The sequence below is a fragment of the Pricia antarctica genome, from assembly GCF_900101815.1.
Taxonomy (GTDB): domain Bacteria; phylum Bacteroidota; class Bacteroidia; order Flavobacteriales; family Flavobacteriaceae; genus Pricia; species Pricia antarctica.
The window spans coordinates 13834-37328 of the sequence record NZ_FNAO01000008.1 but is presented as its reverse complement, the minus strand read 5'-3'; the positions used below and the strand labels follow the sequence as shown (position 1 = coordinate 37328).

General features: G+C 41.9%; 18 protein-coding genes. 3 read left to right on the top strand and 15 right to left on the bottom strand.

Annotated features, from left to right (window positions below):
- Positions 1-58: 58 nt before the first annotated feature.
- The 7 genes from BLT07_RS15650 to BLT07_RS15610 all read right to left on the bottom strand — a co-directional run bounded on the left by BLT07_RS15650 (position 59) and on the right by BLT07_RS15610 (position 12628).
- Complete coding sequence (locus BLT07_RS15650) at positions 59-1813, bottom strand: S8 family peptidase (RefSeq protein WP_217633332.1); 1755 nt, start codon at positions 1811-1813, stop codon at positions 59-61.
- A 144-nt stretch (positions 1814-1957) separates the two neighbouring features.
- A complete protein-coding gene (locus BLT07_RS15645) occupies positions 1958-2200 on the bottom strand; it encodes a hypothetical protein (protein ID WP_091871201.1) in 243 nt (80 codons plus the stop codon).
- Between the two features lie 256 nt (positions 2201-2456).
- Positions 2457-3908 carry a glycoside hydrolase family 30 protein gene (locus BLT07_RS15640; protein WP_091871198.1) on the bottom strand — a complete coding sequence of 484 codons (1452 nt, stop codon included), beginning with the start codon at positions 3906-3908 and terminating at the stop codon, positions 2457-2459.
- Positions 3909-4099: 191 nt separating this feature from the next.
- A complete protein-coding gene (locus BLT07_RS15635) occupies positions 4100-7210 on the bottom strand; it encodes a hypothetical protein (RefSeq protein WP_091871195.1) in 3111 nt (1036 codons plus the stop codon).
- 944 nt (positions 7211-8154) lie between these two features.
- The gene (locus tag BLT07_RS15620; RefSeq protein ID WP_091871184.1) at positions 8155-9294 is read right to left on the bottom strand and encodes an acyltransferase family protein; all 1140 of its coding nucleotides are present in this window, start codon (positions 9292-9294) and stop codon (positions 8155-8157) included.
- A gap of 561 nt (positions 9295-9855) precedes the next feature.
- The gene (locus BLT07_RS15615) at positions 9856-10272 is read right to left on the bottom strand and encodes a PH domain-containing protein (RefSeq protein WP_091871181.1); all 417 of its coding nucleotides are present in this window, start codon (positions 10270-10272) and stop codon (positions 9856-9858) included.
- Between the two features lie 547 nt (positions 10273-10819).
- Entirely contained in the window at positions 10820-12628 is a 1809-nt protein-coding gene (locus tag BLT07_RS15610; protein ID WP_091871178.1) for an FAD/NAD(P)-binding protein, read from the bottom strand.
- Between the two features lie 645 nt (positions 12629-13273).
- Between BLT07_RS15610 and BLT07_RS15605 the strand changes: the two genes are divergently transcribed.
- Complete coding sequence (locus BLT07_RS15605; protein WP_091871175.1) at positions 13274-13882, top strand: DUF4403 family protein; 609 nt, start codon at positions 13274-13276, stop codon at positions 13880-13882.
- A gap of 147 nt (positions 13883-14029) precedes the next feature.
- Positions 14030-14971: an aldo/keto reductase gene (locus BLT07_RS15600; RefSeq protein ID WP_217633331.1), complete on the top strand. Its 942-nt coding sequence runs from the start codon at positions 14030-14032 to the stop codon at positions 14969-14971.
- A gap of 629 nt (positions 14972-15600) precedes the next feature.
- Here BLT07_RS15600 and BLT07_RS15590 read toward each other — a convergent pair.
- The 4 genes from BLT07_RS15590 to BLT07_RS21755 all read right to left on the bottom strand — a co-directional run bounded on the left by BLT07_RS15590 (position 15601) and on the right by BLT07_RS21755 (position 19356).
- Positions 15601-16866 (bottom strand): PQQ-dependent sugar dehydrogenase, encoded by a 1266-nt coding sequence (locus BLT07_RS15590; protein WP_217633330.1) that lies wholly within the window; start codon positions 16864-16866, stop codon positions 15601-15603.
- 491 nt (positions 16867-17357) lie between these two features.
- Positions 17358-18173: a hypothetical protein gene (locus BLT07_RS15585; protein WP_217633329.1), complete on the bottom strand. Its 816-nt coding sequence runs from the start codon at positions 18171-18173 to the stop codon at positions 17358-17360.
- Positions 18174-18664: 491 nt separating this feature from the next.
- A complete protein-coding gene (locus BLT07_RS15575; RefSeq protein ID WP_091871165.1) occupies positions 18665-18982 on the bottom strand; it encodes a DUF3784 domain-containing protein in 318 nt (105 codons plus the stop codon).
- A 242-nt stretch (positions 18983-19224) separates the two neighbouring features.
- Positions 19225-19356 (bottom strand): NAD-dependent epimerase/dehydratase family protein, encoded by a 132-nt coding sequence (locus BLT07_RS21755; protein WP_139205157.1) that lies wholly within the window; start codon positions 19354-19356, stop codon positions 19225-19227.
- 477 nt (positions 19357-19833) lie between these two features.
- Here BLT07_RS21755 and BLT07_RS15565 point away from each other — a divergent pair, with 477 nt between their 5' ends.
- Complete coding sequence (locus BLT07_RS15565) at positions 19834-20073, top strand: hypothetical protein (RefSeq protein ID WP_091871158.1); 240 nt, start codon at positions 19834-19836, stop codon at positions 20071-20073.
- Positions 20074-20122: 49 nt separating this feature from the next.
- Here BLT07_RS15565 and BLT07_RS15560 read toward each other — a convergent pair whose 3' ends face one another.
- From BLT07_RS15560 to BLT07_RS15545, 4 genes are all read right to left on the bottom strand, one after another.
- Positions 20123-20737, bottom strand: a complete 615-nt coding sequence (locus tag BLT07_RS15560) for a plasmid pRiA4b ORF-3 family protein (RefSeq protein ID WP_091871155.1) — start codon at positions 20735-20737, stop codon at positions 20123-20125.
- Between the two features lie 52 nt (positions 20738-20789).
- Complete coding sequence (locus BLT07_RS15555; RefSeq protein ID WP_091871152.1) at positions 20790-21332, bottom strand: DUF427 domain-containing protein; 543 nt, start codon at positions 21330-21332, stop codon at positions 20790-20792.
- A gap of 311 nt (positions 21333-21643) precedes the next feature.
- Positions 21644-22573, bottom strand: coding sequence for a restriction endonuclease (locus tag BLT07_RS15550; RefSeq protein ID WP_091871148.1), 930 nt, complete (start codon positions 22571-22573; stop codon positions 21644-21646).
- Between the two features lie 72 nt (positions 22574-22645).
- A complete protein-coding gene (locus BLT07_RS15545) occupies positions 22646-23404 on the bottom strand; it encodes a retropepsin-like aspartic protease family protein (RefSeq protein WP_091871145.1) in 759 nt (252 codons plus the stop codon).
- Positions 23405-23495 lie beyond the last annotated feature (91 nt).

Below are 23495 nucleotides of genomic sequence, written 5' to 3'. Positions count from 1 at the left end.
GATTTTATAGAAAGGTCATCTTTTTAGACCTTTCCGGATTAGTACCATTTTTAGTTACTTAAGAAGCTATGACGCAGAAACGGGCTTCAACACTTACCGGATAGTTTTTAAGGTTTTTTATCTCTATAAAATATTTGATAAGACCGAAAGCTTGTCTGGTAGTTTTTACCTTGAACTCTATTTGTTCAGATCCGTCAATGGCCGGCGCGGTGGGTACCACGGTCCATATAACGTGCCAATGGTCGGGCCAACTATGGGTAAACCATCTGCGTGTGGATTGCTGTGGAAGGCTACCCGTAAACTGTACGCCGCACCAGGGCTGTCTAGAAGCGTTGGCCGCTACCAAGGCCCTGAGATTGGGTCGGTTTCCGATGCGCTGGGATACGGGATTGGCACCGGCCTGTTGCGGCGAGCCCGTAGTCCTAAACAATTGGCGCATTCGACTAGGGGTAAGTAAGGCTCTTCCCGCTGCTTTTTGAATGCCTTGCAAACAGGCAACCGTACCCGTAACAATGGGAGAGGCACTACTTGTACCGTTAAAGAAATGGGTGTACCACTCATTTTTGTTATTGGGGTCCGTACCCGTAATATTTCCATATCCACAGGTGGTCACCCCCTGGCCCCAGCCTTGCGTATCTATGCAAGAACCATAATTGCTAAAGCCTAGCCGGCTTCTATCTACGCCCCAATTACCACCATTGGTGCCCGGCGGAGGTGCACCGGCACCCACCAGAACGCATCCGCTGTCATGGCCGGCACCTCTTCGGAAGGGATTTCGCCAACTCGATGGAAATCCGCTGGGTCTGGTATTGTAAACGGCGGCATCTAGATTTTGGGACCCGTTTCCGGCCGCTTCTACAACAATAATTCCCTTATTGGTAGCATATTGTAAGGCCGCAAGATCGTCGGGCCACCATTCAATGGCGATATAGCCCATTTGCGTGTTGCCTCCCGGATAATTAGGGCCAGGCCTGTGCAGCTCTATAAGCATCACGTCGCCTACAGAAAGGTTATCGGCCCCCTGTCGTATAGCCGCTGCGCTACCCCCATCAAAAATAGAATAGGCCCTGACATTGGCACTGGGTGAAATACCCGTTACTCCGAAGCTGTTACTGTCACCCGACATTTCACCAAAAACGGCGGTACCGTGATTATACCATCTGAGGTCATCGGTAGTGTTAGTGCCGCCCAGAAGACCACCTACATTGGTGCGCAAGTCTTCATGGCTAAAGTTCCAGCCCCCTTCGATATCGATAATACGCACCCCGTTACCACGTCCGCCGGGCAACGTCCACGCATAGCGTGCATCTACCCCTTGCGGAGACGCATTCAAATAACCTTGGTTGTTGGTGAGGTTTTGGGTAATCGGCACATCATCGCTGTCTGGTGCATCGTCCGTTCCATCGTCGCCAAAATAGACTGGCGGCATACAGCCGGGCTTCACATAAGCCCCTTCGACTTCGTCAAGTTTGTTCAACGAGGCCGCTAACTTTTCCAGGTTTTCGTCCGCGGCTGCTTCCACTTTATAGAACTGCCGCATTTTTGAAAGGTCGTTAGCACCTCCCAAGACACTCGACCTTGAAACTATCTCGGCCACCTCGGCATCGGTATCCCCAAATAAAGGAACAAGCTGCAGTTTTTTTCCGACCACGAAACCCGCCAATGTGTCTTCCGGAGGTTTGGACTTCGATTTTGCCGCGTTCATTGCCTCCATTGCATGAGGGGCCTCTACGCTTTTTGAGACTACAATGAGCTCGGGCGGAGAGCCCGATGGCGAATCAATGATCTTTTTTGTACTCTGTTTTGTTGCCATTAGATTGAATTTATTGGCTGATACCGGCGGTCTGCCGTTCAACCCGATTAATAAATGATACTTACGTATGGGTCTACTGAGGGGGAGATACAAACGGGTTTTCCCAGAACAGTCTTTTGGACTGCGCTTGACAAAGAGAGAACCTTATATTGGGGGAAGGTCGAGGGGCTTTTCGTAAACGGATTCAACGCCATCTATCTGCATAAGGGTATCGATAATACGTTCCAAAGGCGCGTTGTCATCTATCACTACATAGTGGTATGCCTTGTCGTTGAGGTAAAGCGATTTTTTACTGGGGGAAGGGTTGAAGGGGGCAAGCACATCCTTTCCTAAGATATTTTCCAGAAGGTCTTTTTTACCAACAGCCGTTATAATAACCAATTCCATTGCTTAATCCCTTTATGCTATTTTTATAATGCGCCCAACCGCTGAAGCTGTCTTATTGATAAAAAAGTCTAAATGACTTCAAAGTCTGGTGGGGGAAGGAAATCAGGTTTGCTTTCAAACGTTAGCGATCCAATGCGACCATCAACCCTACAAACGTAAAATATTTCTGACTTTTTAAAAGGACCTATTGTATGTTTGGATGTCAATTCTTTGTAAGTGGAATGATTTGGGGTATAAAACCCCTTTACGCCTTTTCTCAAAATTCACGGTCGTCCTCATAGATTAAGGTGCCGATCGATTTTCCGGGTAAGGTTATAACAACAGAGGTTTCACCCAGTTGCACATCAATGGTTTTATCCGCAGTATTTTTATTCTGGAGAATGGTGACCAAGGCACCTTTGGGGGTCTTAAAGGCGACATTGGGTATATCGGTCAAGGTAGTAGAGGCAATCCGCAGCGAACCTGGGGGCACGAACTTCGAAGCTTGTGCTATGATGTAATAGGCAGGATTCCGTACAACACTATCACGCATAATAGTCAGGGCTCCCAAACAACGGTCACACCCCCCGCGGTCTGTGTGCGGCTCTTGGTTTTCGTCGGCGGCCAGATTCCATTCCAAAATGGTTTTGCTCCAGTTTCTGGTTGCACCGATAATCAAGGTCTCGTTATGCCAAGCCACATTTTCCGCAAAATTACCGGGTGCGCCTACCCACTGCTCCGTAAAATAGAGGTTTTTGGAAGGATGTGCTTCATGTACCTCGGACAAGGCTTCGATTTTACCGCCATACAGATGAAAGGCAGAGCCATCTACGTATTGGGCCGCCAGGGTATCGTTTAAAATGGATATGGGATAATCGGGCCGGTCCGCGTTGTGATCATAAATGATGATTTTGGTTTGGATGCCCAAGGCTTCAAAAGTAGGCCCCAAATTATTTTTGATAAACCCCGCCTGTTGGTCGGCAAGCATTAAAAGGCTCGGGTTGTTTCCCGGATGCAAGGGTTCGTTCTGTATGGTAAGGGCATCGATGGGAATGCCCTGCTTGGCCATTTCTTGGATGTACTTGGCCAAATAGTTGGCATAAACCGCCTGATACTCCGGCAATAAACTTCCGCCTCGGGTGTCTTTATTGTCCTTCATCCAGGCCGGGGGAGACCAAGGGGAACCCATTAATTTGATATTCGGGGTAATATTCAGGATTTCTTGCAGCACGGGAATCAGGTACAGCGTATCGTACGCCATGGAAAATTGGGTAAGCTCGACATCGGTATCGCCATGGGGCAAATCGTCGTACGACCAAGGCCGCTCGTCGAGGTCAGAGGCGCCAACACTTAATCGAAGATAGCTTACCCCAATACTAGTGGAGTCCGTACCAAACAATTCCTGTAAAATGGCCGCTCGTGCCGGTGCGGACATTTTGCTTAAATGTAAGGCGCTACCCCCGGTAAGGGTATACCCAAAACCATCCATTTCTTGATAGGTGGTGGTGGGATCTACCTGTAGGATTGCATCCGGCGTATCCGTGCTGTTCGCAGCTATCTTATGTTCCTTTAAGCGTTGGGATTTGTCCAACGTCGTGATGTAGATTTTGGCGACCGTCTTGGTGTCATCCGATTCGTTTTTTTGTTTTGAAGAACAGCCGGACCCGATTACGAGACAGGTGCATACGAGTAAGAAATAGGGAGTGCTAAGCCGTACTTTGGTTTTCATAATATACAATTAGAGGCGTTAAATATACTGAACTCCTGATTGGATGGGTTGGATTATGATTAGAAATAGGTAACACATTATAACGGAGTTGGGTGCCGCAATCAATGAATATTCAGATATTTGAAATACAATCGGGACCTTGGATGATAAGGGTTATTAATGTGATAAAATCTGATAGGATAGCACGTACTTCAATCCCTCTTTTTGGTATCGAGAACTTCACTATTTTCTTTCTGATATTTCGAAACCGCCCTTCGTTTGGCCTTATTTTGGAAAACGGTATCAATAACTTCTTCCGTGTTGATATAGATGTCCAAGATTCTTTGCAAAGTATTTTTTACGGACGCATGTTTATTTATCATGGCCTCTTGATATCGAACTGCCGGTATGCTCAATAATCTAGCTAAAGGGGGCTGTATTACGCCCCACTTTTCTAGGTCGTAGTTCTTATAATCGCGAAGGGCCGCATCAATGGAGTCATTGTGCAAGGCTATTTTTTCCATTAATTCCAAAGGTTTGGCTATTTCCCCGTTAAGGGACTGCTTAATTTTTTCATAGCTAAGCTTATGCGGCATCATTATCAGTTCGACGGCATAGCCCCTTGCTCGTATTTTTTCAAGCACAAATCTTGGGAATTTATCAATAGAGGCGACCGTTCCGATAATTGAGCCGATTTCACTGACGTCGTTGATGCTCTTAGGCTTTAGGCCATATTCCTTTATCTTTTGGGCGATATAAAAATCCTCGGAATTAATAATATTGATAAAAACAGGATTGATTTTGGATGCAAAGTCTTGCGTGGTATCCCGGATAGCGGCATCAAAGACTTCCAGCGTACTTAACATCCCGGAGTTGTCAAAGTAGCCGCCGTCCAAATAACTCCCCTTGTTCGGAATTTTGGCCGTAGGACTGAAAAAGGGAAATCGATTGGTAGTGGAGATAGCGCCGAAATAGGTGAGCGTCTTATTACTTAGATCACCAGTGAACTCATTGATGATTTTTGCACCTGCGAACGTATTTTCCGGAAATTGTACCGAGGTGGCTAGCCCCTGTTGGCCGCCTACCGCCGTGGTATTGATGATCAAAGCCGGAAAAGTACCTGCCCTGCTATCGTAGATTTTTCTCCAATACTCATCAAAGGCAATGGTATTGTAGGTTTTCATCCCCGTGTTTTTGGCATGCTGTTGCATACTCTTGTACGAACGGTCCCTGCCCGCGTAACTCCAAAAGGGCAAATATTCCCGAACCAGATCTCGACCCAATAAGTAGGTCAGTTCGTTCGACAGCACATTGGATCTTCCTATCTTTTCAATTTGCCTTGCAATGGAAGCACTATCCTTTTGCTCATATAGAAGGGATGCAAAATTGCCAATGCCCACTGCGCCCCCGGAAACTCCCGACATAACGAGTGTCCGGTTAAAGAATTCCTTGTCAGAGGCAATTTCCAGTCGATGAAGCAACAATAGGTTCCAGAGATTGGCTTTCAACCCTCCGCCATACGACCCCACCAAAAAGTAATTTTCGGCCTTTCCGTTGTTACTCTTTTTCGTCATCGAAGCGAGAAAAGATTCATACGAAAGTGGTTCGGGAAGTTCACGATCGACCAAGCTCAGTTGGTGCAGATCGTTGTTGAACATTGCTGTAAAAACCATCCATCCTACAAGAAAAAAGAAAACCAAGGGTATGCCGTACTTAAAAAAATTGCGATGCTTATAGGTGCTTTGTGGGCGGCGGTGGTAATAGAGTAGGTGTTTGAAAATAATAACGAACAAGGAATAAAAAAATATAATGTAAAGTAATATAATGACCAAAGGGTTAAAAAAGGTGGCCACCTCAAAAAACGAATTGGCTAAAACTAGGGCTACAAGCGAGATGAGACCACTTATCTGCATAAGTCTCAAATACCTCACGTTATGACTAAGCATTGCCATAAACCTACCTAATCGGGTTTCGCCCCTAGATTGATCGGCATCGTAAGTTTTAAAAAAGGCGAGGGTATTTGGGTCGTACATTTCTTCATGCTCTTTTACCATGAATTCAGACCGGTATACGTATTTAAAATAGGATCTGGCAATTTTGAACATGATATATAGGAACATCTGAAAACCCAAAGTCAATAGAAATAGAATGATTGTCCACCGATTCCAGTTTAGGAAATAGGCGCATAAAGTGGTTATCACCACAAGGAATGTACAGATGAGAAAATATCTGGGAAACCATTTTACATAGTATACGATCTTTTCCACCGTTTGTTTTTTGATGGCTGCCGGGATATCCGTTTTAGCTAACGTAACTTTCCAATCGTCATATTTCTTACCCTCCAAATAATATAGGAAGAGGGTCGCTACCAAAATAAAAATGGTGAGCGTCAAGACATCGAACTGCACCTCGAAAAACTGTGAAATAACACCTAACAGGATATTGAAAAGGGCTAGGTAGAGCATGATGCCAAGGCTTCTTCGCATGGCCTGTACAATAACATTGTTGAAAGACCGATTCTCGGCATTAGTTGCCCCGACCCCTTTATAGTAGATAATTCCAAACCCATGAAATCGGATTTTCTTGTCCATCTCAAGATGTACACAGGTATTGTCGCCATTCATCCAGATATCGGCGTAAATGGGATAGTGCGAGATCATAATGGCAAGAAAGGCAAGTAAGAAAAACAAGAGTAGAATATTCCACGGATTATAGAACAGGTCTACGATGATAGTGCCACCCTGGGGCATTATGGTTATCAATAAATAGATGACGACCAGAAATAGAATACTGAATAGCGAAGTCCAGACAAAGCGTAAGAACGCCTTAAAGTAGCGCAATACTTGCGTTTTCAATAACCAATACACTAAAAAGGACAGGCAAACTGAATAAGATAGCATTTTGATGAAATATATAGCCTCTAGAAACTTGCCCCAATAGAACAGATAGCAAATACCTTCAATACAATCGAACAGGAAAGCCACAGAGGCAAAAACAACATAGAGCGTCGACGCCGTTGTACTGATATACTCTTTATAGTTCAACAGGGGTATCCCGTTATCGTCTTTAACAACACTGCCAATAATGATTAGAAGGTAAAGGCCCCAAAAGAAATCGAGCAGAAAATAGAGCCGATACCACAGGACATTTTTCGATCGAATTACTTCTGAAACTTCATTGAAATTATCGAATAGACCGTGTTGCGGGGAAGATATATAATCATTGATCCAAAAGAATCCGTTGCAAACAAGAATTGATAATGTGATGAGAATCCATCCGGCGATAAGAGAATTCGTCCCTTGGTTGAACCATCTAGAGAGCATAAGGTTGGTTTTAGGTTGCAATAAAATATAACCGGGGGAAGTTGAATAAATATACGGAAAAATTGGAATGGTCGGTTATAAATTTACGAAACTAAAGTAGCCTATGCAGCCTCGGCAATCCATATGGACTTTCTGATCTTCATCCGCGGTAGGATCGTGGTTGGCCTATCGTCGGCCGATTGTCAATTTCTAAAGTTAGCGTCCCATGACCTTCATAATAAAGAAGATGGATAGGGAGAGCACCAAACAGCTCATCGCGGCAATCAGGTTTTCTTTAGTAAACTCTCTTTTAATATGGACTAGTAAAATTTTCATACCGTTTTGTTTGATACAAAGGTGGAAAGAATCCCATTTTTATGGTAAACTTGTCGTTCAAGGTCGTGCTTGTTAGTTCAAAGGGCAGTCAGTGTGCGCTTAACGAAAAACGGGGAAGTTGACCTAGAAAATCAAGGAGTGAACAAGGGCGTTCTAATGTTTTTGAAGTCGGTGCAAACCTACTTTACAGTTTTAAATGTGTACAGTTCTGTCGCTAGGGTTTTTTCTGAAGATCATTCAAACTATCCATTTCTTTTCTAAACCGCAGAATTATCAAGGTGTCCAATTGCTTATAAATACTGTCTTGCATAGTCCGCCAGTTATCCGAATTCATTTGATGCGTAAATCTTTCAACAGCCTTGAATCTTTGTATATTGTATCTGTTCGCTTGTCGGTACGCAGTTGTGCTTTCTTGGTGTTTTACATCCTGTAGGTATATACCAACACCAAAACCAATACTAATTAGCATTACAATAATCAAAACACTGCTCTTTTTTATCATATTTTGGTATTTGAGTTCATCGGCCTCCCAAAAGGCGTTTTCCAAACACCTTATGTGTTACCTATTGGGAGACGATGCAGTCCGAGATTCAGGGTAAATTTCCTACAATGATAGTAAACTTGATGGATTAAAGTCTGATGTAGATACGGTTTTTATCCATCCACCAACCCAGGGCCCAGCACACGAGCATAAAGACAATGCCGGTAATAAAAGCCCCGAAACTGCCCGGAAATATACTTTGGAAAATTACCTCACTTACCCATTCAAATGCATCCTTGCCGTTACCTACCTGAATTGTACGAAGAGAGATGTAAAACAGTTCCGAGAAGAGATAGATTACCAACGGATTTTTCCCGAAAATAGTAAAGAACCGTATGCCGAAACGCTGCTTTTTCATTTCTATGAAATAGATAAGAGCTCCCATCACCAATAGGTCTATTCCAATGGTATAGAGGGAAAAAGGGCTCGTCCATAGTTTTTTCCCAATAGGAAAAATCAAATCCCACCATAATGCCAGAACGGTCAAAAGGCCCCCGGCAATCATTAACTTGGCGATTCCTTCAAAAGATTTCCCTTTTCTTTGGATGAAGGTGCCCGCCAAGAATCCGCCAACGACATTTATGACGGCAGGTAACGTACTCAAAATTCCCTCTGGATCGAAGGGTATGGCATCGCCTTTGTAAATATGGCCGTCACCCAAAACATGGAAATCGAGCAAGGTACCGGCGTTAGTTGCCATAGCCAGTTCTTGCCCTGGCACTCCAAAAGCATAGAGAATGGCCCAATACCCCAATAAAATAATGGCCGAGATAATCAGAACCTTCTTTTCCGATAAGTAGTAGAAGAGTACGGCAGCTATAAAATAGCAGAGCGCGATGCGTTGCAAAACGCCCATGATCCGGGTCTCTGAAAAGGGCTTTAGCTCCCAACCTTCCGCTCCCTGCTGGAAAAAAGGAAACCAGTACATCAAGAACCCCAATAAAAAAATCAAAGTGGTTCGTTTAAGTACCTTTTTCCAAAATTCATTGGAAGGTGCACTCCTTAACCTGCCCATCGAAAAGCTCATGGCATTGCCCATCGCAAAAAGAAAGGAAGGGAACACCAGATCAGCCAAGGTAAAACCGAACCATTGGGCATGGGCCAAATAGGGATAAATTTCGGCTCCCGTACCTGGTGAGTTAACCAAAATCATTAGGCAGATGGTCAAGCCCCGGAATACATCCAACGATAAAAATCGGTCTGGTTTTTGTATTTTGACATCCTTCATTTTTATCCTTTTTTGGAATATCCAACCCTTAGACAAACAGGGCAGATATCATTTCGATCCTTTTGACCTTATCGGTTCAAATATAAGGCAATATTAATCTAAGAACTTCAACTTTGCCTTGAAAATTCTGGCCTTCAGGAACCTATTTTGTACCTCTTCGAAACATGCCAGCCTTTTTTGATTTTTACCAATATGCCTCATGTATCGTTTGCATTGCAGTACACTGTCACTAGTACCCTGTGGAGGGTCTAGAACCTATAGCTCCAATATATAGGGATTTTCGGAGGGATGGGGCCGAACTGGAGGGCATTCGACGGGAACTAGCCGGGAGAGAATAGACGACCTTCCTACAAGGAAATGCAGGAGGCCTTATCCGGGTTTTGCTTTAGGCTACTCTGCCGGAATATAACCGAAGGGCTAGAACCTAGCTTATGAGATGCTTATATTAAGGGGCTTTCGGAGGTTGTTGGTCTTATGTACCACGTAGGTGACTTTTAATATCAAGGAAGGTTTCTCAAGGCTATTTCAGGTCAAATGCCATCGTTTATTTGAACTTTGCCACTATTTTCTATATTTGTATTGAACTTCAATCTGGGGGTTTAGTCGTGTAATATGATTTATTAAACCTGATTTATCTTTTGGGGAAATCAAAATGCTGCCATGTCTATCGTACGCAATCTCAAGTCTATCTAAAGAAGCAGCCGGAGCGCTGAGGGGATTATTGGTTTCAGATATTTTCCTGATTCTGTTAATATCGATTTTCTTATTAACTAGAAAGCTTGATTTGATAATTAAAGAATTTCCATCAATTACGTAATAGGTGGTCTTGAACAAATGGGCTATAAAAACCAATAAAAGTACGTTGACAATCAGCCCTATCCATATGGGTGGCGAAATCAACGGAATAGTGCTTCCAACCACTACGGCAAGTATAAAACACACGAGACCGAAACCAATTTTCGATGGATATTTCTTCATGGTTTATTTGAATTTTTTCTTATTTCCTTGGTTCCTAAGATGTCTATGATACATGTATTCTAATTAAAATCTAAAATAGGTCTTCCAGCAAGTCTTTGATAAGATTACCGTAAATCATTGGAGAAAATATCATGTAATCATACCAACTATACATGACACCCTACCACTCCTACAATTGTCTATTTATCTAAAGGTAAGTTAGGTAGATTAGAACCCAAAATTTATATTCAGAATGTGACTCTTTCTCGGAAAATAGAAAATCACCGAATGGGATACTAAAACTTTGAATTATGAACCAATACTTTTCAACGGAAGGTTTATCGACGAAGGGCGATTTAGTCCAAGGGTTCCATTGCGGATTTCTTTTCCATTTAGACCTTAATCAGAATACTCAATCTGGTCAACTACGTTCAGGACACCGTGGCCGATGGGGACAAGGTCCAACCCGAAAGTAATGGGCAATCCGTAGGGGCTCCTGAGTTTTGCCATCGATGATTTGAGCGGGTACGCGAATAAATGCGTGACCTCTGTTGCCAAAATTGTCGGTTTAAAGTCCGTTATCCTTAAAAAGCGTGGCCATGTTCTCGACATCGGCCTGGAACTGGCCCTCGGTCCGGGCCGTCCATGAAGCTACCAGTATCTTGCTTGTTGCACTACACGCCTGCAGGCCATATGAATAGGGCCTGATACCGGAGGTATGGGTGAACGTAATATCCATTATTCTCTCATTGGATACTCCGTCGGTGCCGATTATCCGGTAGGCTGCATCTATATCGATACCACCTATACCCAGGTACGCCTGGCCATCCTGTTCGATTATGTCGCGACTTTCGGACCCGTTGCCACCCGATTGCAATTCCTGTGGCATTTTGATCTTAGCACGTGCCCTGCGTAAATGTCCATCCCGGACAAGGGACGGAAACGGAAAGTCGTCAAGCCCAATGCTTTTTTGGCCGGCGCAGTTTATGAACATATCATACCCAAGAACGGTGGTTTCGCCGTCCACGCTTTCGACCTCTATAAAGGTCCTTTTATCCGTATCGTTGCCTTCCAATACAGTGACCTTTCCTGTTATAAGCTCGATGCACCCCGCTTCATGGAGCGCAATTAAGATATCGGCGGACTGGAGTGGGAGGGCGGCGATGACGTTCATCAAGAACGGGGAGACCTCGCTTTTGAAGAACAAATGGTCCTCCGCAGGCAGTAGCTCGGCATGGAAGTTCAAGCAGTACATCAGATCGTCAAGCGTTTCCATCCAATGTATAGGTCTGTTGTTCTCCACGGAATCCGTCGCCTTGAACATCTCCTTTTTCATCCCTTCGAAAGAATCGCTGTATTCATGGTCTTTCGCCATCATCTCCACAAAATTCCTGAACGTGAAGTTGGGCGAGTTTAGTTCATTGACCATCGTACCCATTCCGTCACGTTCCAAGGCTATCGATAAGGCGGGGCGGCAGACCCTATCAAAAAAGGTTTCAATACTCAAAAAGCCTTTCTCATCCACTAGTGACAATAAAGCGCCCTTATCGGTGTGCCGATATATTTCGCGCATAGGCTCCATCTGTTCATACTGTAAATGGGGCAACCAGCCTTCAGAGGAATGCATGACCAGTTTGAAGCCTTCGGCACCCTCCCTGAGCTTAAATGAGAGGCGCTTCCCGTTTTTGCTGAAGCTACCGTGTCGGTGTGCCAGCGAGGTCGCCACATCGAATGCACTCAATGACGCGCCCAACGTGCCGACCTTGAAGTTGTGGGTCCCGCCCTTGGCAGGCAGAAGTTTTTTTATTGGCCATGGGGAACCGAAATACCCCTTGTCCGGGCGGTCCGCTTCGTTCCACAGGTGCCCGGTCGCAATTACGACCTTTAGAAAATCGGTATGTTCACCCCTGTCGGTAGCTATCGTAACTGTCTTGGAGGCGCCGTTGTAGACAATATCGGAGACATGGACGCCCCGTACCTCACGTGTACGGATTCCCCCTTCCTTTAATTTTAGGAGGATATTCCGGTACTGTTCGTGCAGGTAACGTCCAAGGGCCAATCGGCCGTAAACCTCCGCATCGTCTATTGGAAAATCGGTCACGTTAAGGGAAACAAGTTCTTCCGTGGACTGTTCCCTCAACCAGTCACCGAAGGTTTCCGGTAGCTCCGGGATTTCCACGGACGAAATATTCGCAAGGTTGAAGATGTCGGTGGTCTCGGGGCTGTAGGGCATTCCCATTCCCATATGGTCGCTACGTTCGAATATCGTTATAAGATTGAACTGGTCCTTAAGGACCTTGATATTATCACCGATATGCTTCAACAGATAAAGGGCAGTTGCACCGGAACCTATAATCGCTATATTTTTTGTTTTCATTCTGTTGTGCCAATTTTGTGATGTTCATGGTATCGACGACAAAATGAACAATCGTTTAATTGAACTTTGGTCATACCTCTCAAAATATGTAGTCCGCTATTTAAGGAGGCTCGCGGTCTATATTTTGCTAGTATCAGGTTTGTTGATCCTAACCGTTTTTTCGCTTTCGTCGAAATTAAATGGACTGTAGGATTTCACTCCAAAATCTAATTTTTTTTTATAATTAATCCTTTAAATTCATCTGAATCTTTCATTGTAACACATATCTTATAGGCCAAAACAGCATTGCGTATGAATACTTGTCTATTATAAAAATATGTCAACTTGTAGCCTTCCCCAAAAATTGTTCATTTTTAGGCCTGTTACTGTATGAAGGGAACAATTCGAATAGTCTTCTTTCAAATAGGGAGAAAAAGTATTAATTAAGATGATATTACTCAAATGTATTCATAATTTCTTATAAATGTATTTCGGGCTTGCTGATTTGGCCAACGATTATAAATTCTATGTGGCCGCAACTCCACTTATATTTCGTACCGATTGTCAAAAAGGCTGTAGCCTTCCCTAAAAATAGGACAGTTTAAGGGGAGGAGGTCAAAAGGTTAAAATCCCTATATCTTTACATGAAATCGAACTATCTAAAAGATGGAAAGCGCAAATATAAATCTGACCCTCCCCATTAAAATTCCGTACGAGGTCTTGCAGCAGCTTACGGACCGCAATCTTATCGGAATGGAAATCGGTACGGGCAAGCGCAAAGAAGGCAGAATAGTGGATACTAACTTGGAAGCAAGCCCTTTGCCGGAATTCGATGTCATTTTAGTGCTAAAGATGCATATTTTACGTAAAATTTTAGTAACCAAAGAAGTGACCTTAGGTATCCATGCTTCCCTAACTTATGACACTAATACGGGTATCCTCTCGGTCGGCGACTTTAAAATAGATGCCAAGAGCAAGAATTTTTTGTTGAACAAAACCTTGCAAATACTGGCCAATCGAATGTACTATCGCAAAGTATTGGATAGAGCCACCATCAACGTAAACGAGCTAATTGGGCCATACCTAACCGAGTTAAATGAAAGGTTGGTACCGGGCATTTCTTCTCCCCAAGGTATACTTCTCCACGGGTCTATTGAACAGATAAATATTTCCCGGATAGAACCCTTAACGGAGCATGTGTTGGTCCATGTCCAATTTAAAGGCGGCGTTGAGGTAACTATTGAAAAACTTCCGGGTACTTATTTCAAACTATAGCTATCGTGACAGAACCAGGCGTTCATGTAAGTCACACCTAAGTAAGGAGAGGTGCCACGGATGGACGGAAACCTATTCCCAAATAAACCCATTTCTCAAACTCTTAACACCGATTTTAAGAGGAAATACCTATTTTAATATCCGTCAATGAAAAAATTCAATGCGATGCACTATTCCAGAAGGCAAATCTTACAATTTTATGGGCTTTCGGGCGTAGGTCTGGCCATTACTCCTTCATTATTTTCATTTATGAAAAACGAAACCATACGACAACGAGTTATTCCCAGTTCGGGCAAAAAATTGCCCGTGGTAGGCATTGGCACTTGGCAAACCTTTGATGTCGACGGTGATGAGGCAATCATGGCCACTTTAAAGCAAGTGCTCAACGAAATTTATTCATTAGGCGGAACCGTCATCGACTCGTCCCCTATGTACGGTAGTTCGGAAGCTACCGTGGGGCAATTAACGGCGGCCCTGCCGAGCCAAGACGAATTTTTCTTTGCTACCAAGGTTTGGATCTCTGGCAAACAGGCGGGTATCGACCAGATGAACAGTTCGTTTCAAAAAATGAAACGCTCGGCGATGGATCTTATGCAGATCCATAACCTGGTCGATTGGGAGACCCATGTAAAAACTTTAAAAGCGTGGAAAGAACAAGGCAAAATCACCTACTGGGGCCTTACCCATTATTTAGATTCGGCACACGCTACACTCGAGAAGATCATACAACAGGAAAAACCTGATTTTGTACAGTTCAATTATTCCATTCGGGCTCGTCATGCCGAGCAATACCTATTTGACACCTGCGAAAAATACGGTACGGCGGTCGTTATCAACCAGCCCTTTGAGAGCGGTTCCCTTTTTCGAACGGTAAAGGACAAAGAATTGCCTGCTTGGGTAGGGGAGTATGGTATTAAAAGTTGGGGTCAGTATTTTCTAAAGTTTATTCTTTCCAATGAAACGGTGACCTGTGTGATTCCCGGTACTTCAAAACCTAACCATGCCATCGATAATATGGGGGCGGGCTATGGGGCTTTGCCAGATACCAAGGGCCGGGAGAAAATGGCCGCTTATATGAATTCTTTATAAGCTGTTTCTTTAACTGTCCCGTCGAACCTTTTAGACTATTTGGTGACGGGTCGGTCCAGGGTTTAGGGTAAAACTCTTACAAGAACAATAAACTTATGATTTCAGATTAGAGAAATTATAGCAGCAAAAGCCCTACTTTAAACACTAGGAAGCAATTAAAATTGTTATTGTATTGGATTTAGACGTTCAAACTAAAGTTTCAAACTTCTTCTTGTGTCATCGCAAAACGGTGTTGGGGTTCGTTCATTGCGAAAAAAGAGTAGTACCTGATTGATCTTTTAGATCATCAAGTTAGATTTTCCTAGCTCCAATTCGCCTATAAACTGTAACCGTACTCCAGCGGTATCGGCTAATTTGACTTGAGTAGACTTAAGTTATTTTCGCCATTTTCTTATGAATTGGGCCATGGAGTTATTTCTTTCCCATATTTCCATGAGTATACCTTTTCGTGTGCAAAATGGTACATTGGGATATATCGGAAAAAGAAAGGGGTTCAGTTCAAAACGATAATGCCATTTATTTAAACTTGTGTCTCGTCGCCTCCGTAGATGAACGACAGATATATTTTTCCGAACTAATGCTGTCGGTTCATTTAGGCATCCTTTTGCCATCCATCGCCCATGCGCGGATTAATTGGAAATCCTGAAAATTTTACCGTCCGGGTCATCGATTATAGCATAAAGTGCACCGTCAGGACCTTGGGTAATATATCTAAATCGTTTATTTAAGTCGGTAAACAACCTTTCCTCACCTACAACTTTATTATCCTTGATGACCAATCTATCAATGTGGGAACCACGTAAAGCAGCGACAAACAAGTTGCCTTTCCATTCGGGAATTAGATTTCCCATGTAAAATGTAATCCCACTTGGTGCAATTGTAGGATCCCAATAATACACCGGTTGTTCCATTCCTTTCCTCACGGTCAGTCCACCGTTCACCGGTTCACCACTATATTCGATACCATAGGAGATAATGGGCCAACCGTAATTTGCTCCGGCCTTTATGATGTTAATTTCATCTCCTGCATCCGGGCCAAGGTCACTAGCCCACAATTCGCCGGTTGTGGGATTAAAGGCCAAGCCTTGCGGATTTCTATGGCCCAATGACCAAATTTCAGGAAGGGCATCTGGGTTATTTTCGAACGGATTGCCCTTGACGGCTTTTCCTTCTTTGTCTATTCGAACGATTTTCCCCAATGAGGAGCCCAGATCCTGTGCTTTTTTTCTGATCTCATCATCGAATCTTTCCCCAAAACTCACAAAGAGATTTTCGTTCTTATCAAATAGCATTCTTGACCCATTGTGATTTGGGCCTTCGTAAGCCGGACTGGAACGATATATAATTTTTACATTCTCAAAACTTTTTTCATCGCTTGCGAGTTTCCCTCTTGCTACGGAAGTGACCCCACCACCGGTAACGGGTTCGACAAAATTCCAAAAGACCAAACGCGTTTTGGCAAAATCCGGATCAAGTTTTACGTCATACATTCCACCGTCGCCTTTCAGTCTGACTGCCGGCACTCCTTGTATTTTGGCGCCCACTACACCCTCTTTTGAAACAATGCGGATATTTCCCGGTTTTTCTGAAACGATCATTCTTCCGTCCGGCATGAAATCAAGTCCCCATGGAAATTTCAGTCCGTCCGCAATCGAGGTTATTTTTATTTTGGATTTGGTTTTTACTCCCCTAATTCTCGTTTGGCCCTTAAAGGCCGGCTCTTGTCCTTTTGAGACGGGAGGCTGGGTCTCCACAGGTGGAAGTAATGTTTTTGACCCTTGTCCATTCTGTGCCGTTGCGGAATAAAAGAACACAAAGGAAATCAAACCGCAACAGAAAAGTTTTCTATAAAATGATATCATTGAACGCAAAGTTACTTGTCGATAGATTTCCATTTTTATTTGATTTGTATTTTACTGGATGAATTATGACACCATCACAACTTATTCCTTTGGACGCTACAAAGATAGTTCAAAAAAGTCACCGACCGGGCCTATTTGAAGGTAGCTGTCACCTGCCGCCATTTGGTCTTATCAGAACGGACCAAATGGAGAACTATTAAACGTTTTATTATAAGAAATAATCGACATTTCTTTCGAAAGTCTAGATAATCGTCAGTTTACTAAATAGGCATTAAATTTCTTAAAGCTCATATAGGAATATCATCAATCTCAAAATTTCCGCAATAACCGCCAAATTCAATTCCGTTTTGACCAAGATTTCCTTTAAAAGATTTATCCTAATTTGTTACATTTATTTGTAAGAGGTCGTGAATACTTCGACGGTCCTGCCTCGGGGAATATCTATTGAACTTCCTTCTACACATATTCTATCTTTGAAATCTGCAAAAGGTATATTTATATCTTTATATATTAATCACCAACCTTTAAAATACTTTGACTTTTGTAGATCCTCCATCCTGAAGTGCTATATTCATGGGTTTATTGCTCTTCCATGCACCATCTGTAAAGTCCGGCACATCCAATGAGTTGGAGCGATTGGATACCGACTTTTCACTCAATGGCGCAATGGCGCTCCATAGAGCTGTATCATATACATCCATATCCACCGGTAAGCCGTTACGCAGACAATCACTCAGTCGCCAGTCCATTAAGAAGTCCATACCACCATGACCCCCGATTTGCTTGGCCATCTCACCCAGCTTTTTTATGATTTCAGGTGTGTATTTTTCTTCCAATGATTTGAACTCCTCAGGGGCACACCACTCATGTCCCTTGGCAATTCTTGCCGGTTCGGGATACTTTCTTGCCATACCTTTTGTTCCGCTCACAAGATGTATCCGTGAATAGACCCGTGGTGATGTTACATCATGCTGCAGCATGATAGTACGACCCTTATGGGTACGGATGGTGGTTGTATTGATATTTCCGCGGAATGTCTTGTCTGCAAACGGCCTATAAAAGTCATCTCCCACAGCCAATTTCTTGGCCATTTCTCCCATCATAAAATCATCACTGGACATGGACACCAGATAATCCATTTGGTCCCCCCGATTTATATCCATGATTTGGCATATAGGTCCAAGTCCGTGTGTAGGATACAGATTACCATTTCTTCCGATATTCTCTTTCAGCCGCCACATATCATAATATTTCTCTTTGGAGAAATTGCCTTCCAGCAGATCATGGATGTAAGCACCTTCGCAATGAATAATTTCGCCAAAAAAGCCTTGTCTGGCCATATTCAGGGTAAGCAGCTCGAAAAAATCATAGCAACAATTTTTAAGTATTACGCACAGATGCTAATAAATCAAGAATTGACAGTCTGGAAAATTCCATGAATTCAATGTATACAAAAGAGGTTGATGCAGGTATTTTAGAAAGGTCAATTAGATTCGGAAAAGAGATAGCATTAAAAGTATATGATTGGGCGGCTACTGATGGATTTGCTAACACTAATCCTCCTTATGTTCCAACCGGCGAGGTCGGAACTTGGGTTAGCACTCCCCCAAATTTTCCAAAGCCTGCAAATCCCGGAGGGTCTAGAACTTAGGGCTGGGAAGCCCTGTAGATTGGCCTTTTCAGACAGTTGAACTTTTATGCTCACCGAATAGGTGACTTTTAATATCTAGGAAGGTTTCTCAAAGCTATTTGATGTCAAATAACATCATTTATTTGAACTTATAATATCTATAAGCCTTTCTTAATCTCCCTTCCTACTCTTATTTAGAATTCAATTTTGTTTTTTGGCAATTTTAAATTTCTTGGAGTTGGATTTAATAAGCAAGTATGTAACACCAATAACTATACAGCTAATAGCTACAATGTTTTCAAAATTTTGAATATTAATCCAATCAGATAAGAAATATCCCATCAATAAACCTATTGCCATGGCGAAAAAGGTGTTCCTGAAAACAGTGGCAATACCATCAATATTATATTTTGCCTTCTCTTTTTTTGGCAAGGTGTTATAGCCAGCGATTAAAAAATATGCCTTGCCATATTTAACCACGGCACCAATGATTATGAATAGTATAGCCATTTGTATCATTCCTTCATCGTTTATTTGAACTTTTTTAATTTTCAGACTGCACTTCGGACGGTTTATACTCTGTTAGGATTATTATAGCTCCAAAAATAATTTCAATGGTTCTCCACAAGCAGGGTCGCACTTTGAGGTGTAAAACAAATCAGATCTATTACCGCTTCGCCATGCAACTCATTGATTTGGTTGCCGAAAGTACCCTTATGATCGCCATCGATACGGTCGATCGCAATATGCTCGACGGATCGTCAGGGCGAATCCTTCCGGTAGGGTCGACTTTCCCTTCTGCTGATACAGACTACCTCATGCCCTACCATTACCAATTTGGGGACTAGATAGGTTCCTATATGACCGGTACCGCCGATTACTATTATTTTCATCGATTAATATTGAATCAAATTACCAAATTTCGAACATAAAGGAATGATGATTAATACGAATAAATCTTTGTACTCGATATCGGAACGTTGGTCAATGCTCAGGCGACCGACCATTTATTTAACTTAGGCATTTCCGGTGCGTGATTACACTATCCCCGACTAGTTTGAATTTGGCTTATCGTTTATCTGAATTATGATTGAAGATACTAGAAGTTTTCCGATATTCGCAACCCGTAAGCTTCACTAAAATCTATCACTACTGGCAAGTCACTTCCAGAAACTCAAAATCTATGGCCCTTTTAAACGGCCAAAAGATTGCTTCTTTCGGTGAAGTGTTTTTAATCCAGAATCCGTTCATCGATGCTTAATTACACCTTGACCGAGTGAGTGCAGGTTGACGAAAATCAGGTGTTGTTCAGCGTTTTAGAACCCTGTTCGATGCGTTATGCTGCGTTATACTTATATAAAACGTAAGTCATGAAAACTATCGCAACTTTAATCTTTGTTCTTTTCATCGGAGTAACCGCACTAGCGAGGACTGCGGAAGAAACGGTAAAGTTAGATGCCATAGAAATTACAGTGACTGTTAAAACCTACTCCGATGAAGTCTCTTTGAAACCTACGACGGAAGTTGCCCGATTATATAAGCGTATAAATACTAAGGTAAAGAAAGAGCTCACCTTTACTACAAATGCCAACCGAGCTAAAACTGCCTAATGCTTCTATCCGAATAAAGTTTGGAAGTTCCCATCGTTTATTTGAACTTTTACTGTTGGTTACCCTCATTCTCCCATTCCTCGATATAGACATCCAATCGGAGTAGTACCCAATTTACTTTTTCCATATGGAATTTTTGAGGATCATATTTGCCATCAATGGCCACTAGCTTACTTCTTACCCAATTTTTAAGTTCTTTATGCTCGGGATTCCTGGGCTTCGACATTATCTTCAAGAAATCATAAAACCCCGGAATGCCGCCTACATCCTCCGGAGGACAGCTCAGTTCACCCGAACAACAGACAGGAAAGGGAAGCCCAAGGTCCTCAATAATCCTTTCCAAGATAAGGGAATGTTGCCAGTAATCCCCAAAATCATATATATAGTCCATTTTCTGTCCATTGGTTTTCAGAACATTGCCAATTTTTATCCTTTGCGCGTCCATGATCTCATGAGGACCATCGAAGCCGTCGTCCTCAAATCGTTGACCGATACGATAGCTGTCCAAGGCGAATTCGTATAGGTGATAGTTCTCCCATCCCATAACGATTTGGATGATGTGATGAAGTCTATAAAATGTGATATCGGATGGCACCAATAATTCGCGCCATATTTTGGGATTACTGCCTTCTAATTCAATTCGAAATTTAAAAACTCTCCTCAATTTTTAATCGTTTATTTAAACTCTTGGTCATATTTATTTCAAAACAAATAATTCACCAATTTCCTGTTCCGCTTTCACCCTTGAAAGGCCCGCTTAAGTCAGGGGTTATCCAACCTGCATAAAACTCGCCCGCCTGTGCCTTTACAATTTTACCATCAAAATAACAATCAAGATGCTGGGGATAAAAGGCTAAATAATCCTTTAATAGTATAAATTCTGGAAAAGGATTAGGATACGACCAGGCAATCGAACGGGAGTCCATGGTTTTCAAGGCCCAATAAACAGCAGGACCCTTCCATTCACACATTGAGGTTTTGCCGGATAATTTCATAAGTACGCTCATATCTATATCACATTGCGGTATATAGTATGTTGGTGGACTAGCCGTCTCTAGTACTGCAAGAGCGGCAATGGAATCTACGATTTTCATACCTTGAATACTCACTACAATTGGTTTGCTAACTCTTTCGATAATCGGGGGACGCGGAAAATCCCAAACAGAACGTTGCCCTTCTTTCGGCTCTATTGCGAATGGCGGTCTTTCATTACCGTTATGGTCCCAGCCTTCACGAGCCTTTCTTAACCAATTTGTCATACTTTTTCTAATTTAGTCCACTTCTTCTCACTAAAATTTAATCGTTTATTTAAACTTTCAAGGTTAGCTTTCAATAATTTGAAGCTTGATTGGCAGGTCTGTTTGGCATAAGGCCACTTATGGTACAATATTTATAGCTGATAAAAAATTAATTTTCCCCATACATAATCCGTCGTTTAATTGAACTTTGATGCGATAATTTATCTTTCAAAATTAGAGTGTCTAGACCTCTGACTTGATTTAAATTTTCCAAGACCCCCTCTACTAGCCTTGAAGCTAGTGTCCACTATCGATATAGCACCGGGGTAATTTTATTCTAATTCCCATTCTATTTTATCGAACGGACCTTTTTCACCTTTATAAATACAGTAAAACATTGGTCTACATTCACCATTTTCCAAATCGTAGGTTAAAATATTTTCATAAGGGAGATGTCCTCTCTTTAGAATAGTTCTTTTTTCCTCTCCTTCAACAGCTGATGATTTTACAAATTTTTGATTTTCATCAAGATATCCATAGTCAAATTCCAAATTAACAGTTATTCCAAAATCACCTATGTAATGAGGTTGCACTCCAAAATAACTGTACCATCCAAAGTTATCTTGATAAGTCTCGTGGTCATCATCCATCACAGATCTCACAATGAGTTTTTTGTCATGGAATCTATGAGAACCAATAAGAGGTTTAGATGGGTCAAACTTTTTCAACAGTGCTTTTTTTAAATCGTTCCTAAATTCTTTCCTTTTTTCAATCAATTCAACTCTCAAATTAAATGACGTCCCGATTGAAATCCCAAAATAAATGTTTAGTAGATCAGGGTGGTTGTGATAAAGCTCGGCCTCTAAATTTGAGTTTGTCCAAATCTGTAATTCTTCAATTCCAAGGTTTTTCCTTAGTTCCTTTAATCTATCGTGTCCTGTTTTACTTAAAGGACATGAAATAATAAGAAGAAAATTATTATTAGCTGGATATTTTATTTTAAGCTCCTTAATTATAGTTTCAGCTTCTCCAGGACTAAATGACTTATATCTTTTACATTGAACTATCCATGATTTCAATTCTGTTTTAGAATCTATCTCGGTTCCCTCTATGTCAATTCCACCATCACTTCCAGAGCGACCAAGGTGATTAATGGAATGCCATTTACTCTGACGGTAGAGCAAGTTAAATGCTAAGTCTTCAAATCGCAAAGGCTCTAAATCCTCGAAATGTATTGGATTTGTTGTTTTAGTAATTTTCATTTTGAACCACTATTCAGTTTGAGTAATCGTCTATTTAGACTTTTTAAACCACATTTGAAAACAGATTCGATATTACCAAATATCCTTTGTTCTTACATACCCTTTTTTAGCTTTATCAATAGTCTCAATTTGGCACCAATCTTTGGTTTTTTGAATTACTAAAAGTTTTTGGCCTTTAATAATAAAGTAGTTTTGATTTATAAAACCCGTAGAGCCGTTTGGCCTATTTTCAATTTCTGCATATACCTTCGTTTTTCTTTTTGTAAGCGACATGAACGAATTGTCTTTTGGATACCCTTTTTTTTTATATGTTGATGTAGAGACAGATGATTTGGGTTTAATGTCGAATGCAGCCTCTTTCTTGGTAATTACGTTAGACCCTCCTAAAACCAGCGTATTGTTGTTATAATCGAAAGTAAATTTTCCAAACCTCCTTAAAGCTGACTGGCCTAACAATAATGGTGCAGAAAGCGAATGAACTATTGAAGCTTCAACATCATGAATTTTTTTTGTTCCAATCTCAAGCTCTCTAATAATAATTGTAGTTCCTTCAACAATATCGCCGTTAGCTATTTGATAATATGTGGACCCTTTTAAATCGCTCTTTTTTAAGTATTTATTCTTCAGCATAAAATGAGCCTCAGATAATGAGATTGAGACATCACTAGCACCCGTGTCAAATATGAAGTCTAATTTAAGGTCATTCACTTTGCACGGAATGGTGTATATGCCATTTGATTTCTCCATTTCAATTAAATCTTGTGCAAATACATAAAATGGAGAAAGGAAAATCAATAAAAATAAAAACTTTAAGCATAACATTTTACGCATATAATCTCATCGTTTAATTAGACTCTAACTATTCTAGGTACTTAAACCAATCATGTTGTTTTACTTTATGGAGAAATATGGTAGATCCCCA